The following is a 15,029-nucleotide window of genomic DNA, read 5'->3' on the forward strand; positions in this document are numbered from 1 at the left end:
AGGAACGGAGCACCCGCCACCCATGCCCGCAGACCGCACCGACAGCACGCGCTACGCCTTCGTCGTCGCCTCCAACCGCCTCCCCGTGGACCGCGTCGTCGAGGACGACGGCACCGAGGGGTGGCGGCACTCGCCGGGCGGCCTCGTCACCGCACTCGAGCCGGTGATGCGTGCCAACGACGGCGCGTGGGTCGGGTGGGTCGGGCAGCCGGACGTCACCGTCGAGCCGTTCGACAACGAGGGCATCCACATCGTGCCGGTGCCGCTCAGCGCCGACGACGTGCAGGAGTACTACGAGGGCTTCAGCAACGACACCCTCTGGCCGCTGTACCACGACGTGATCGAGCACCCGAGCTACCACCGCGACTGGTGGAACGCGTACAAGCGCGTGAACCAGCGCTTCGCGGAGCAGATCGCGGAGATCACCGAGCAGGACGGCATCGTCTGGGTGCAGGACTACCAGCTGCAGCTCGTGCCGGCACTGCTCCGCGCACTCCGCCCGGACCTGACCATCGGGTTCTTCAACCACATCCCGTTCCCGCCGGTCGGCATCTACGCGCAGCTGCCGTGGCGCGCGCAGATCCTCGACGGCCTGCTCGGCGCCGACGTGATCGGGTTCCAGCGGCAGGACGACGCCAGCGACTTCCTCCGCGCGGTCCGGCACATCAAGGGCTACACGACCAAGGGCTCCACCGTGGACGTGCCGGTCGACGACCCGAAGGCGCCCCGGAGCCGGAAGGGCATCACGGTCCGCCACGTCGAGGCGCGGCACTTCCCGATCTCGATCGACGCCGAGAGCTTCGAGGAGATCGCCCGCCGACCCGAGGTGCAGCAGCGCGCGAAGGAGATCCGCGACGGGCTCGGCAACCCGAAGACGGTCCTGCTCGGCGTCGACCGGCTCGACTACACGAAGGGCATCCGGCACCGCATCAAGGCGTTCGGTGAACTGGTCGAGGACGGCCGCCTCGCCGTCGAGGACGCGGCACTCATCCAGGTCGCCAGCCCGAGTCGCGAGCGGGTCGACACCTACCGGATGCTGCGCGACGAGATCGAACTGAGCGTCGGCCGGATCAACGGTGACCTCGGGGTCATCGGACACCAGCCGATCTCCTACCTGCACCACGGCTACCCGCGCGAGGAGATGGTGGCGCTCTACCTGGCCGCCGACATCATGCTCGTGACGGCCCTCCGCGACGGCATGAACCTCGTCGCGAAGGAGTACGTCGCGTCCCGCCACGACAACGACGGCGTCCTGATCCTGTCCGAGTTCGCCGGTGCCGCCGACGAGTTGAAGCAGGCCGTCATCGTCAACCCGCACGACATCGGGGCGCTGAAGGACTCGATCCAGCGCGCGATCGAGATGCCGCGCCGCGAGCGCTCGACCCGGATGCGTGCGCTCCGCAAGCGCGTGAAGGACAACGACGTCGCCCGGTGGTCGCGGTCGTTCCTCGAAGCGCTCGACCGGCACGCCCCGAAGGGCGCCCAGATCGACCCGGAGTCGGTCGAGCAGGGCGAGCCGCACCGCGAGGCGCAGACCGACGGCACGTCGATCTTCGACCAGGACGCACAGAAGGCGCGCGCCGCCGAGGACACCCGGGAGGACCGTGATGCCTGAGCAGGTCCCGGACAGCGGTCTCGACCAGGCCCTCGAGACGCTCGCGGCTGCGCCGCGACTGCTCGTGGCGCTCGACTTCGACGGCACGCTCGCGCCCTTCGCCGACGACCCGGGCCAGGTCGGGGCACTGCCCGGCAGCTGGGCAGCGGTCCTCACCCTGCAGCGGGCTCGCGACACCGAGGTCGTGCTCGTCTCCGGACGGCCGCTCGGCAGTCTGGCGGCCGTGTCGCACGCGCCCGACGGCATGGCGCTGATCGGTTCGCACGGGGTCGAGTGGCGAGTCGACGGACACGACGAGGACGCCCTCTCCGCGGCCGAGACCGAGCGGGTGGCGCGGATCGGTGCGGCGCTCGACGAGGTCGGTGCCCGGCACCCCGGCGTCGTGATCGAGCACAAGCCCGCCGGTCACGGCGTGCACACCCGTCGGGTCAGCGCCGAGGAGGCCGCGGCCACGAACGCCGAGGCCAGCCGTGCCGCACACGAGGCCGATCCCGACGTGCTCGAGCGCGGCGGCAAGGACATCCTCGAGTTCGCGGTCCGGCATGTCACGAAGGGGGACGCGATCGAGCGTCTCCGAGCCCTCCGCGGTGCCGACGCCGTCTTCTTCGCGGGCGACGACGTCACGGACGAGGACGCCTTCCGGGTGCTCCACGACGGTGACGTCGGCGTGAAGGTGGGGGAGGGCGAGACCCTCGCGACCCACCGCGTGGCCGACCCCGCGGCTCTGACGGACGTCCTCAAGCACCTGGCCCGGGCGCGGGCGACCCGCTGACCCGGCCACGGGCCTCCCGTCCGTGGTCCCTCCGCTCGGCCTGACCCGCAAGACACCGGTGTTCGTCGGATGCGCCGCGTGATCACGCGGCGTGTCCGGCGAACACCGGTGTCTTGGAGGACCATCAGGCGCAACACGATGCAGACGCATGGTGTTGCGCCATTGGTATCCCAAACGGTCCTAGACTCTCGACATGCCTGACATCGACGTGAAGCCGCGCAGCCGGGTCGTCACCGACGGGATCGAAGCAACCACTTCGCGTGGCATGCTGCGGGCCGTCGGGATGGGCGACGAGGACTGGGAGAAGCCGCAGATCGGCATCGCCTCGTCGTGGAACGAGATCACCCCCTGCAACCTCTCCCTCGACCGACTCGCCCAGGGCGCCAAGGAAGGCGTCCACGGCGGTGGCGGGTACCCGCTGCAGTTCGGCACCATCTCCGTCTCCGACGGCATCTCGATGGGGCACGAGGGCATGCACTTCTCGCTCGTCTCGCGTGAGGTCATCGCGGACAGCGTCGAGACCGTCGTCAACGCCGAGCGCCTGGACGGCACCGTCCTGCTCGCGGGCTGCGACAAGTCCCTCCCCGGCATGCTGATGGCGGCCGCGCGCCTGGACCTGGCGAGCGTCTTCCTCTACGCGGGCTCGGTCATGCCGGGCTACGTCAAGCAGGCCGACGGCAGCATGAAGGAAGTCACGATCATCGACTCCTTCGAGGGCGTCGGCGCGTGCAAGGCCGGCACCATGAGCGAAGCAGAGCTCAAGAAGATCGAGTGCGCGATCGTCCCGGGCGAAGGCGCCTGCGGTGGCATGTACACCGCCAACACGATGGCGAGCCTGGCCGAGGCGCTCGGCATGTCGCTCCCCGGGTCCGCCGCGCCGCCGAGCGCCGACCGCCGCCGCGACTACTACGCGCACCGGTCCGGCGAAGCCGTGGTGAACATGCTCCGCCTCGGTCTGACCGCCCGCGACGTCCTGACGCGCGAGGCGTTCGAGAACGCCATCACGGTCCTCATGGCCCTCGGTGGATCGACGAACGCCGTGCTGCACCTGCTCGCGATCGCGCACGAGGCCGAGGTCGAACTGACCCTCGACGACTTCAACCGCATCGGCTCCAACGTCCCGCACCTGGCCGACATGAAGCCCTTCGGACGATTCGTGATGAAGGACATCGACCAGCAGGGCGGCATCCCGGTCGTCATGAAGGCGCTGCTCGACGCCGGTCTGCTGCACGGTGAGTGCATGACCGTGACCGGCAAGACCGTCGCCGAGAACCTGGCCGAGATCGACCCGCCGGAGCTCGACGGCCAGGTCTTCCGCACGCTCGACAACCCGATCCACGCCACCGGTGGCCTGACGGTCCTGCAGGGCTCGTTCGCACCCGAGGGCGCCGTCGTGAAGACCGCCGGGTTCGACGCCGACGTCTTCGAGGGCCCGGCCCGGGTGTTCGACCGCGAGCGCGCCGCCATGGACGCCCTCACCGAGGGGCGCATCCAGAAGGGCGACGTCGTCGTCATCCGCTACGAGGGCCCGAAGGGCGGCCCCGGCATGCGCGAGATGCTCGCCATCACGGCGGCCATCAAGGGCGCGGGCCTCGGCAAGGATGTACTACTGTTGACCGACGGTCGATTCTCAGGCGGCACAACCGGCCTCTGCATCGGCCACATCGCACCGGAAGCCGTGGACGGAGGTCCAGTGGCATTCGTGCGCGATGGCGACCGCATCCGTGTCGACATCCCCGCTCGCTCGCTCGACCTACTGGTCGAGCCCGCCGAGTTGGAAGCCCGCCGTGACGGCTGGGCCCCGCTGCCCCCGCGCTACACCCGCGGAGTCCTCGCGAAGTACGCCAAGCTCGTCCAGTCCGCCGCCGTCGGCGCGGTCACGGGCTGACGTCGACACCCGCACCATCGCCATCCCTCCAGGCAAGGACCCCCTCATGCCCACGGAAGCCACACCGCGCTCCGCTGCCGGAGCACGTCGATCGCCCGAGGTCCTGACCGGCTCGGGCGCCGTCCTCCGCACGCTCGAGCACCTCGGGATCACCGACGTCTTCGGCCTGCCCGGCGGCGCGATCATCCCGTTCTACGACGAGCTCATGGCGTCGACGACGATCCGCCACATCCTGGTCCGGCACGAACAGGGTGCCGGCCACGCGGCCGAGGGCTACGCGTCCTCGTCCGGCAAGGTCGGCGTCGCGATCGCCACGTCCGGCCCGGGTGCGACGAACCTCGTCACCGCCATCGCCGACGCCTACATGGACTCGGTGCCGTTCATCGCGATCACCGGCCAGGTGTTCTCGACGCTGATGGGCACCGACGCCTTCCAGGAAGCCGACATCGTCGGCATCACGATGCCGATCACGAAGCACTCCTTCCTGGTCACGAAGCCCGAGGACGTCCCGGCGACCCTCGCGGCGGCGCACCTCATCGCGACGACCGGTCGACCCGGCCCCGTGCTGGTGGACATCACGAAGGACGCGCAGCAGAAGTCCGCGCCGTACATCTGGCCGCCGAAGCTCGACCTGCCGGGGTACCGCCCGGTGACGAAGGCGCACGGCAAGCAGATCACCGCGGCCGCCCAGCTCCTCGCCGAGTCGTCCCGTCCGGTGCTCTACGTCGGCGGCGGGGTGATCCGTTCCGGTGCCTCCGCCGAGCTGCTGGCGTTCGCCGAGGCGACCGGCGCCCCGGTCGTCACGACGCTGATGGCCCGCGGTGCCTTCCCGGACTCGCACGCGCAGCACCTCGGCATGCCGGGGATGCACGGCACGGTGCCGGCGGTGCTCGGCCTGCAGGAGAGCGACCTCATCATCGCCCTCGGCGCGCGCTTCGACGACCGCGTGACCGGGAAGGTCGACGACTTCGCCCCGGACGCCAAGGTCGTGCACGTCGACATCGACCCCGCCGAGATCTCGAAGATCCGCTACGCCGACGTCCCGATCGTCGGCGACGCGAAAGAGGTCCTGGTCGACCTGGTCGCGGCGTGGGCCGACGTGCCGGTCGAGCAGCGTGCCTCCACCGCCGACTGGTGGACGCACCTCAACCAGCTGCTCGAGGACTTCCCGCTCGGCTACACCGAGCCGACCGACGGGCTCCTCGCCCCGCAGGCGATCATCAAGCGCATCGGCGAGATGACCGGACCCGAGGGCGTCTTCGCCTCGGGCGTCGGCCAGCACCAGATGTGGTCGGCGCAGTTCATCCAGTACGAGCGCCCGAACGCCTGGCTCAACTCCGGCGGCGCCGGCACGATGGGCTACTCGGTCCCGGCCGCGATGGGTGCGAAGGTCGCCCAGCCCGACCGCGTCGTGTGGGCGATCGACGGCGACGGCTGCTTCCAGATGACGAACCAGGAACTCGCGACCTGCGTCATCAACGACATCCCGATCAAGGTCGCGATCATCAACAACTCGTCGCTCGGCATGGTGCGGCAGTGGCAGACCCTGTTCTACGACGGTCGCCACTCGTTCACCGACCTGCAGACCGGCCACGGCACCCGTCGGGTCCCGGACTTCGTGAAGCTCGCCGACGCCTACGGTGCGCTCGGGATCCGGGTCGAGAAGCCGGAGGAGGTCGACGCGGCCATCCAGCTCGCGCTCGACACCAACGACCGCCCGGTGGTCATCGACTTCGTGGTGAGCCGCGACTCGATGGTCTGGCCGATGGTCCCGCAGGGGATCGGCAACTCGTCCATCCAGTACGCCCGCGACCTCGCCCCGACGTGGGACGACGAGGACGCCGACATGACGGGGGAGCCCGCATGAGCCACGTCCTGTCCCTCCTGGTCGAGGACAAGCCGGGTCTGCTGACCCGTGTCGCCGGGCTCTTCGCCCGTCGCGGCTTCAACATCGAGTCCCTCGCCGTCGGCAACACCGAGGTGGACGGCCTGAGCCGCATCACCGTCGTGGTGGACGTCGAGGACCTCCCGCTCGAGCAGGTGACGAAGCAGCTCAACAAGCTCGTCAACGTCATCAAGATCGTGGAACTCGACTTCCCCCAGTCGGTGCAGCGCGAACACATGCTCGTCAAGGTGCGGGTCGACAACCAGACCCGGTCCGCGGTGCTCGACGCCGTCACGCTCTTCCGGGCGCAGGTCGTCGACGTCGCCACCGACTCGCTCGTCGTCGAGGTGACCGGTGACCCCGGCAAGATCCAGGCGATCCTGCGCGTCCTCGAGCCCTACGGCATCAAGGAGCTGGCGCGCGCCGGACTCCTGGGCATGGGCCGCGGACCGAAGAGCATCACCGACCGGGTGCGCTGAGCACCGGTCGCCCCAGACACCCCAACCAAGGAGACCACGCACCGTGACTGACATCGTGTACGACGCCGACGCCGACCTGAGCCTCATCCAGGGCAAGAAGGTCGCCGTCATCGGGTACGGCTCGCAGGGCCACGCCCACGCCCTCAACCTCCGCGACTCCGGCGTCGAGGTCAAGATCGGCCTCAAGGAGGGCTCGAAGAGCCGCCAGAAGGCCGAAGAGGCCGGCTTCGAGGTCCACACGCCCGCCGACGCCACCGCCTGGGCCGACGTCGTCGTCATCCTCGCGCCGGACCAGGTCCAGCGCATCGTCTACAAGGACGACATCGCCCCGAACCTCAAGCCGGGTGCGACCCTGGTCTTCGGCCACGGCTTCAACATCCGGTACGGCTACATCGAGGCGCCCGCCGGCGTCGACGTCTCGCTCGTCGCCCCGAAGGGCCCGGGCCACACGGTCCGCCGTGAGTACGAGGCCGGTCGCGGCGTCCCCGTGATCGTGGCCGTCGAGGTCGACTCGTCCGGCAGCGCCTGGGACCTCGCCTGGTCCTACGCGAAGGCCATCGGCGGTCTGCGCTCCGGCGGCATCAAGACGACCTTCACCGAGGAGACCGAGACCGACCTGTTCGGCGAGCAGGCCGTCCTCTGCGGTGGCACGTCGCAGCTCATCCAGTACGGCTTCGAGACCCTGGTCGAGGCGGGTTACCAGCCGCAGATCGCGTACTTCGAGGTCCTGCACGAGCTCAAGCTCATCGTCGACCTGATCTGGGAGGGCGGCCTCACGAAGCAGCGCTGGTCGATCTCCGACACCGCCGAGTTCGGTGACTACGTCTCCGGGCCCCGCGTGATCTCGCCCGAGGTCAAGGAGAACATGAAGGCGGTGCTCGCGGACATCCAGAACGGTGCCTTCGCGAAGCGCTTCATCGACGACCAGGACGCCGGCGCCCCGGAGTTCACGGCCCTGCGCGAGAAGGGCGAGGGGCACCCGGTCGAGGCGACCGGTCGCGAGCTCCGCAAGCTCTTCGCGTGGAAGCAGGCCGACTCCGACTACGTCGACGGTTCGGCCGCGCGGTAGTCTGCCTGAGACAAGCTCGACCCGCGAGGCGGCGGTGCACTGCACCGCCGCCTCTCGATGTGACCCGGACACCATGCAGCAGCTCCTCCAGCACCCCGACGTCTCCCGAGGACGTCCCGGCAGCGCGGCGACGCGCTCCGTCGTCGACCCCTCCGGTCCGTCCACACGATGGCGTGGGCGCACCGATCGGCATGGGATGATCGTCGGATGGCGGTGACGAGACGAGCGGTCCACATCGGCGCCGGCAAGATCGGGCGCGGGTTCGTGGGCCAGTTCCTCGTGGCGAGCGGCTACGACCTCACATTCGTCGACGTCGACGAGCGTGTGGTCTCGGCCCTCAACGAGGCCGGCCGGTTCGTCGTGCACGAAGTCGGCGAGATGCCCGTCGAGCACCTGGTGCACGGGTTCCGGGCGCTGAACAGCAAGACCGACCGTGCGCGCGTCGTGCAGGCGATCGCCGACGCCGACGTGGTGACCACGGCCGTCGGCGCGCGCACCCTGCCCCTCGTGGCCCCCCTCATCGCGGAAGGGCTCGCGGCACGCCCGCTCGACCGCGGCGACGTCACGATCGTCGCGTGCGAGAACGCCTTCAACGCCACCGACTCGTTGCACGCCAGCATCCGTCGTGCCCCGATCCTCGAAGACCGCGACATCGCCGCCGTCTTCGCGAACTGTGCGATCGACCGCATCGTGCCGGACCAGTCGGGCGTGCTCGGGCAGTCCGGCGGCCTCGACGTCGTCCTCGAACCGTTCTACGAGTGGGTCATCGAACGCACGCCGTTCGCCGGGACCGGCTCCGAGCCTCCCGTCATCGACGGCGTCACGTGGGTCGACGACCTGCAGCCGTTCGTCGAGCGGAAGCTCTACACGGTCAACACGGCGCACGGCGCCGCCGCCTACCACGGCTGGGTCCGGGGGATCCGGCTCATCCGGGAGGCCCTCCAGGACCCCGACGTGCGGGCGGAGGTCGACGGGGTGCTCGCGGAGACCACCGCGCTGCTCGTGGCGAAGCACGGGTTCGACCCGGAGGACCACGCCCGGTACGTCGCGGCGAACCTCACCCGCATCGCCAACCCGCTGCTGCCCGACACGACCCGCCGGGTCGGCCGCAACCCGCTCCGGAAGCTCGGCCGTCGCGAGCGCTTCATCGGCCCGGCCGCACAGCTCGCCGAGCGCGGACTGCCCGTCGACCACCTCATCGGAGCCGTCCGGGTCGCGCTCGAGTTCGACGACCAGGACGACCCCGAGTCGATCGAACTGCACGCCCTGCTCCGCTCGGGTGCGACCGCGCACGCGCTCACCGAGATCCTCACCGGACTCATGGAGGGGCACCCGCTGTTCCCGGCCGTGCGCGACGTCGTCGCCGGGGTCCTCGAGACCCAGCCCGCCCAGGCATGAGCGGCGATCCTCGTAGACTCGACGGCATGACCGAGGCCCGCGAACACGACGACGACGCCGCCCTGTCGTGGGGCGACGCGGACGACGCGACGCACGTCGACGCCGCGCACAACCCGATCGCCGTCAAGGAGCGTGACGCCCGTGACCCCGACGCGCCCGAGACGTCCGGGGCCCTGATCGGGTTCGGCGTCTTCGGCGGGCTGTACCTGCTGTACACGGTCGCCTGGCTGCTGACCGCCTCGACCACCTACCTGTCGACGACCGACGCGGTGCTGTCCGGGTTCGTCACGCTCCTCCGGTTCCTGGCGATCGTCGCGCCGGCGCTCTGGTTCGCCGTGGTGATCTGGGTCGCGCGGGGCCGGAGCACCCGGACACGACTGCTGTGGATGCTGCTCGGAGCCGTCGTCCTGTTCCCGTGGCCGTTCCTCATGACGCGGAGCTTCGGGTGACCGCGGTCGAGCGTCCCGGAACACGGTCCCGGTCCGCCCGGGGTCTGGTGGGGCGCCTGGTGGTCTGGGTCGTCTTCGCCGTGCTGTTCGCCTACATGACGGCGCAGAGCGTCGGCAACCTCGTCGTCGTCACGGACAAGCTGCAGAAGTTCAACGAGTTCGTCGGGTCCGCCGGCGGCGCGTCCCTGAAGCGCCCGGTGCCGTGGCTCTGGCTCGTCGTCGACGTGGTCGTCCCACCGCTCGCGTACGCCGTCGCGGTCGTGGTGACCCGTCGGTCGACGGCCGTCGTGACGGCCGCGGTGCTGGTGGTCGCGTTCGCGGCCGCGGGTGCCCTCTGGCTCGGACTGCAGCTCTACGTGCCGAGCCTCGTCGACCTCTGACCTGCTGCCGGCGTCGTAACCGGGTCCGGCCGTCGATAGGGTGGTGGTACACCACCCGTCTCGTGTGAGGAACCGCTGTCGTGTCGAAGCCGGTCGTCTTGATCGCCGAAGAACTCTCGCCCGCCACCGTCGACGCCCTCGGGCCCGACTTCGAGATCAGGAACGTGGACGGCACCGACCGTCCAGCGCTGCTCGCGGCGCTGTCCGACGCGCACGCGATCCTGGTCCGCTCCGCGACCAAGGTCGACGCCGAGGCGATCGCGTCGGCACCGGAGCTCAAGGTCATCGCCCGCGCCGGCGTCGGCCTGGACAACGTCGACATCAAGGCGGCGACGACCGCGGGCGTGATGGTCGTCAACGCGCCGACGTCGAACATCATCTCCGCGGCCGAGCTGACGGTGGGACACATCCTCTCGCTCGCCCGGCACATCCCGGCGGCGCACGCGTCGCTCGCGGCCGGTGCGTGGAAGCGGTCGTCCTACACGGGCGTCGAGCTCTACGAGAAGACCGTCGGCATCATCGGTCTCGGCCGGATCGGCGCCCTGATCACCCAGCGCCTGCAGGCGTTCGGCGTCTCGGTCATCGCGTACGACCCCTACGTCACCTCGGCCCGCGCCCAGCAGCTCGGGGTCGAGCTCGTCTCGCTCGAGGACCTGCTCCGCCGCGCGGACTTCACCACGATCCACATGCCGAAGACGCCCGAGACCGTCGGCATGATCTCCGACGAGCAGTTCGCGCTGATGAAGCCGACCGCCTTCGTCGTGAACGTCGCCCGCGGTGGACTCATCGACGAGGACGCCCTGCACCGTGCGCTGACCTCGAACACCATCGCCGGCGCCGGCCTCGACGTGTTCGTGTCCGAGCCCCCGAAGGACTCGCCGCTCGTGTCGCTGCCGAACGTGGTCGTGACCCCGCACCTCGGCGCCTCCACCGACGAAGCGCAGGAGAAGGCCGGTGTCGCCGTCGCGAAGTCGGTCCGCCTCGCCCTCGGCGGCGAGCTCGTCCCGGACGCGGTCAACGTCGCCGGCGGCGTCATCGACCCGTACGTCCGCCCGGGCATCCCGCTCGTCGAGAAGCTCGGCCAGGTCTTCACGGCGATGGCGACCTCACCGGTGACGAGCATCGACGTCGAGGTGCACGGCGAACTCGCCGCGTACGACGTCAGCGTGTTGAAGCTCGCCGCCTTGAAGGGTGTCTTCACGGACGTCGTCAGCGACCAGGTGTCCTACGTCAACGCTCCGCTCATCGCGGAGCAGCGCGGTGTCACCGTGCGCCTCATCACGGACGCCGACAGCCCCGAGTACCGCAACCTCCTCACCATCCGCGGTGCCCAGTCCGACGGCCCGGCGATCAGCGTCTCCGGCACGCTCACCGGCCCGAAGCAGGTCGAGAAGCTCGTCGAGATCAACGGCTACGACGTCGAGGTCGCCCTCGACAAGCACCACATCGTGATGGCCTACACGGACCGTCCGGGCATCGTCGCGGTCTACGGCAAGGAGTTCGGCGAGGCGGGGATCAACATCGCCGCGATGCAGATCGCCCGTCAGTCCGCCGGCGGTGAGGCGCTCAGCGTGCTGACCGTCGACTCGCCGGTGCCGGACGACGTCCTCGAGCACGTCCGTTCCACGATCGACGCGGCATCGCTGCGTGAGATCGACATCACGCTCTAGGAGACCCGCATGTCGCAGACGCTCAAGTTGGCGGTCATCCGTGGCGACGGCATCGGCCCGGAGGTCGTGGACGAAGCGCTGAAGGTCCTGCACGCGGTGGCCGACGGCGAGCTCGACGTGCAGGAGACCCCGTTCTCGCTGGGGGCCGAGCGCTTCCTGGCGACCGGGGACATCCTCACCGAGGACGACATGGCGGCGCTGGCCGCGCACGACGCGATCCTGCTCGGCGCCGTCGGTGGCGATCCCCGCGACCCGCGCCTGGCCGGGGGGATCATCGAGCGCGGTCTGCTGCTGAAGCTGCGGTTCGCGTTCGACCACTACGTCAACCTGCGTCCGACCAAGGTGCACGCGGCGGTCGGTTCGCCGCTCGCCGACCCGGGCGAGGTGGACTTCGTCGTCGTCCGCGAGGGAACCGAGGGCCCGTACGTGGGCAACGGCGGCGCCATCCGGGTGGACACCCCGCACGAGATCGCCACCGAGGTCTCGCTCAACACCGCGCACGGCGTCGAGCGGGTCGTGCGGTACGCGTTCGACCTGGCGATGCGACGACCGCGGAAGCACCTGACGCTCGTGCACAAGAGCAACGTGCTGGTCCACGCCGGCTCGCTCTGGCAGCGGACCGTCGCCGCGGTCGGTGCCGAGTACCCGGACGTCACGGTCGACTACCAGCACGTGGACGCCGTCACGATCCACATGGTGCGCGAACCGTCGCGGTTCGACGTCATCGTGACCGACAACCTCTTCGGCGACATCATCACCGACCTCGCCGGCGCGATCAGCGGCGGCATCGGTCTGGCGGCCTCGGGCAACCTCAACCCGGACGCCACCTTCCCCAGCATGTTCGAGCCGGTCCACGGGTCCGCGCCGGACATCGCCGGCCAGCAGCTGGCCGACCCGACCGCCGCGGTCCTCTCCGTCGCCCTGCTGCTCGACCACGTGGGTCGCGCGGACCTGGCGGCGGCGGTGACCCGGGCGGTGGAGGCCGACCTCGCCGACCGGAGCACCACCAGACGGTCGACCGCCCAGATCGGCGACGCCATCGCCGGCGCCGCGGCCGCCGCACGCACCACCACGGCCTGACAGGAGTCACCCCCGCATGAGCGACAGCACCACCGAGACCACCGACACCTTCGCCCTCGACTTCTCGACGACCCCGTCGCCGGAGCGGCGTGCGGCCGCCGAGCGCGAGGAGATCCTCGCTGACCCGGGCTTCGGCAAGCACTTCACCGACCACATGGCCTCGGTCGAGTGGACGATCGACGACGGCTGGCACAACGCCTCGATCCACCCCTACGGTCCGCTCTCCCTCGACCCGAGTGCGAGTGTCCTGCACTACGCGCAGGAGATCTTCGAGGGCATGAAGGCCTACCGGCACGCCGACGGCTCCATCTGGTCCTTCCGGCCGGACGCCAACGCGCGTCGGTTCGCCCGGTCGGCCCGCCGACTGGCACTCCCCGAACTGCCGGAATCGGTGTTCGTCGAGTCGATCCGACAGCTCGTCGCCGCCGATCAGGACTGGGTGCCGTCCGCGCCGGAGACCAGCCTGTACCTCCGCCCGTTCATGATCGCGACCGAGGCCTTCCTCGGGGTCCGGGCCGCCCACGCCGTGCAGTACCACTGCATCGCCAGCCCGGCGGGTGCCTACTTCACCTCGGGCCCGAAGCCGGTCTCGATCTGGCTCTCGACGCAGTACGCCCGCGCCGCGCGCGGCGGGACCGGCGCGGCGAAGACCGGCGGCAACTACGCGGCCTCGCTGCTCCCGCAGCAGGAGGCGTACGAGCACGGCTGCCAGCAGGTGATGTTCCTGGACTCCGAGAAGGGTGAGTACCTGGAGGAACTGGGCGGGATGAACGTGGTCCTCGTCCGCTCCGACGGCACGCTCGTGACGCCCGACTCGGACTCGATCCTCGAGGGCATCACGCGGGACTCGATCCTGCAGCTCGCCCTCGACCGCGGCCTGCGCGTGGAACGCCGCGCGGTGTCGTTGACCGAGTGGCGGGACGGCGTGGCCGACGGCACCATCACCGAGGCCTTCGCCTGTGGGACCGCCGCCGTGGTGACTCCGATCGCCGAGCTCCGCGGTGACGGGTTCACCATCGGATCGCCGACGACCGGTGCCGGGGAACTCACGATGTCCCTCCGCGAGGAACTGACCGACATCCAGTACGGTCGCCGCGCCGACCCGCACGGCTGGATGGTCCGGCTCACGGACCCGACGTCGAGCGCTGAGTAGGGTCGACCCGTGAAGATCGCACGGTTCAGCACCGAGGGGGAGGACCCCCGTTACGGCATCCTCGACGAGCGCGCACTGGTGGTGCTCGCCGGCGACCCGATGTACCAGGGCTTCGAGACGACGGGGGAGCGGGTGTCCCTCAAGGACGCCAAGCTGCTCGCCCCGGTCATCCCGCGCTCGAAGGTCATCGGGGTCGGCCTCAACTACGCCGAGCACGTCTCGGAGATGGAGGAGCACACCGCGGACGACCCTGTGGTGTTCCTCAAGCCGAACACGTCGGTCATCGGTCCGGAGGACCCGATCCGTCTGCCGGCTGACATCGGCCGCGTCGACCACGAGGGCGAACTCGCGATCGTGATCGGTTCGCTCGCCAAGAACGTCGCGAAGGAGGACTTCGCCAGCGTGATCCTCGGGTACACGATCGCGAACGACGTGACCGCTCGTGACCTGCAGGCGCGCGACGGTCAGTGGGCCCGCGCGAAGGGGTTCGACACCTTCTGCCCGCTCGGTCCGGTCATCGAGACCGAGATCGACCCGTCGGACATCCGGATCGAGACCCGCGTCGACGGTGACCTCCGTCAGGCGGCCTCGACGAACGAGATGGTCCACGACATCCCGACGCTCATCGAGTTCATCTCGTCGATCTGGACGCTCCTGCCCGGCGACGTCATCCTGACCGGGACCCCGGCCGGCGTCGGCGCGATCCGCGACGGCGAGGTGGTGGAGGTCACGATCTCCGGCATCGGTTCGCTCCGCAACCCGGTGATCGCGCGCCACTGACCGGCGCGCTCGCACCGACGGCTCTCGACCTGGAGGCCCGGCACCCCTCGGGTGTCGGGCCTCTCGTCCGTCCCGGGTCCGGTCCGGCGACCGGTCCACCCGGCGACGTTCTCCCGGCCTGGTAGCCGACACGCCCGGGCGGGACACCCGGTTGGCAGGCCCTCGGACCGTGTGTAAAGTAATCACTCGTTGCCGCTGAGGCGGAACGGAACGGCCGAGACGGTCACCGGGTGTACAACCCGGCAGATGCAGTCCGGACGGGGTCCGCCTCCAGCAACCAGCCCATCGAACAGATGTCGACTTCGTGTCGGTCCTCCGGTGGGTTCGAGAACGACAGCCTCTCTGGCGGATCATCTTCGTGGTGTGATGTGGGGAGTGCGTCTGGTCCTTGAGAACTCAACAGCGTGCACA

General features: G+C 70.0%; 13 protein-coding genes. All 13 read left to right on the plus strand.

Features of this window, described 5'->3' with window-relative positions; genetic code table 11:
• Positions 1–22 precede the first annotated feature (22 nt).
• Positions 23–1,615 carry an alpha,alpha-trehalose-phosphate synthase (UDP-forming) gene (gene otsA, locus E9228_RS14875; protein ID WP_166781301.1) on the plus strand — a complete coding sequence of 531 codons (1,593 nt, stop codon included), beginning with the start codon at positions 23–25 and terminating at the stop codon, positions 1,613–1,615.
• A complete protein-coding gene (gene otsB / locus E9228_RS14880) occupies positions 1,608–2,387 on the plus strand; it encodes a trehalose-phosphatase (protein ID WP_166781302.1) in 780 nt (259 codons plus the stop codon). The genes otsA and otsB overlap by 8 nt, the downstream gene beginning before the upstream one ends.
• 193 nt (positions 2,388–2,580) lie before the next feature.
• A complete protein-coding gene (gene ilvD / locus E9228_RS14885; protein ID WP_166781303.1) occupies positions 2,581–4,275 on the plus strand; it encodes a dihydroxy-acid dehydratase in 1,695 nt (564 codons plus the stop codon).
• Between the two features lie 46 nt (positions 4,276–4,321).
• Positions 4,322–6,142, plus strand: a complete 1,821-nt coding sequence (locus tag E9228_RS14890) for an acetolactate synthase large subunit (RefSeq protein ID WP_166781304.1) — start codon at positions 4,322–4,324, stop codon at positions 6,140–6,142.
• Positions 6,139–6,639, plus strand: coding sequence for an acetolactate synthase small subunit (gene ilvN / locus E9228_RS14895; protein WP_110904691.1), 501 nt, complete (start codon positions 6,139–6,141; stop codon positions 6,637–6,639). Before E9228_RS14890 ends, ilvN begins: the two co-directional genes overlap by 4 nt.
• A 43-nt stretch (positions 6,640–6,682) precedes the next feature.
• Positions 6,683–7,708 carry a ketol-acid reductoisomerase gene (ilvC, locus tag E9228_RS14900; RefSeq protein ID WP_166781305.1) on the plus strand — a complete coding sequence of 342 codons (1,026 nt, stop codon included), beginning with the start codon at positions 6,683–6,685 and terminating at the stop codon, positions 7,706–7,708.
• Between the two features lie 207 nt (positions 7,709–7,915).
• Positions 7,916–9,106, plus strand: coding sequence for a mannitol-1-phosphate 5-dehydrogenase (locus tag E9228_RS14905; RefSeq protein ID WP_166781306.1), 1,191 nt, complete (start codon positions 7,916–7,918; stop codon positions 9,104–9,106).
• Positions 9,107–9,132: 26 nt separating this feature from the next.
• Complete coding sequence (locus tag E9228_RS14910) at positions 9,133–9,555, plus strand: hypothetical protein (protein WP_166781307.1); 423 nt, start codon at positions 9,133–9,135, stop codon at positions 9,553–9,555.
• Positions 9,552–9,935 carry a hypothetical protein gene (locus tag E9228_RS14915; RefSeq protein WP_166781308.1) on the plus strand — a complete coding sequence of 128 codons (384 nt, stop codon included), beginning with the start codon at positions 9,552–9,554 and terminating at the stop codon, positions 9,933–9,935. The genes E9228_RS14910 and E9228_RS14915 overlap by 4 nt, the downstream gene beginning before the upstream one ends.
• 80 nt (positions 9,936–10,015) lie before the next feature.
• A complete protein-coding gene (serA, locus tag E9228_RS14920) occupies positions 10,016–11,605 on the plus strand; it encodes a phosphoglycerate dehydrogenase (protein ID WP_166781309.1) in 1,590 nt (529 codons plus the stop codon).
• 9 nt (positions 11,606–11,614) lie between these two features.
• On the plus strand, positions 11,615–12,685 hold the full coding sequence (locus tag E9228_RS14925) for a 3-isopropylmalate dehydrogenase (protein WP_166781310.1): 1,071 nt from the start codon (positions 11,615–11,617) through the stop codon (positions 12,683–12,685).
• A 16-nt stretch (positions 12,686–12,701) separates the two neighbouring features.
• Positions 12,702–13,838 (plus strand): branched-chain amino acid aminotransferase, encoded by a 1,137-nt coding sequence (locus E9228_RS14930; RefSeq protein ID WP_166781311.1) that lies wholly within the window; start codon positions 12,702–12,704, stop codon positions 13,836–13,838.
• A gap of 9 nt (positions 13,839–13,847) precedes the next feature.
• Positions 13,848–14,618: a fumarylacetoacetate hydrolase family protein gene (locus tag E9228_RS14935; protein ID WP_111076311.1), complete on the plus strand. Its 771-nt coding sequence runs from the start codon at positions 13,848–13,850 to the stop codon at positions 14,616–14,618.
• Positions 14,619–15,029 lie beyond the last annotated feature (411 nt).

The organism is Curtobacterium salicis, from assembly GCF_011759505.1.
In the GTDB taxonomy this organism is placed as follows: Bacteria; Actinomycetota; Actinomycetes; order Actinomycetales; family Microbacteriaceae; genus Curtobacterium; species Curtobacterium salicis.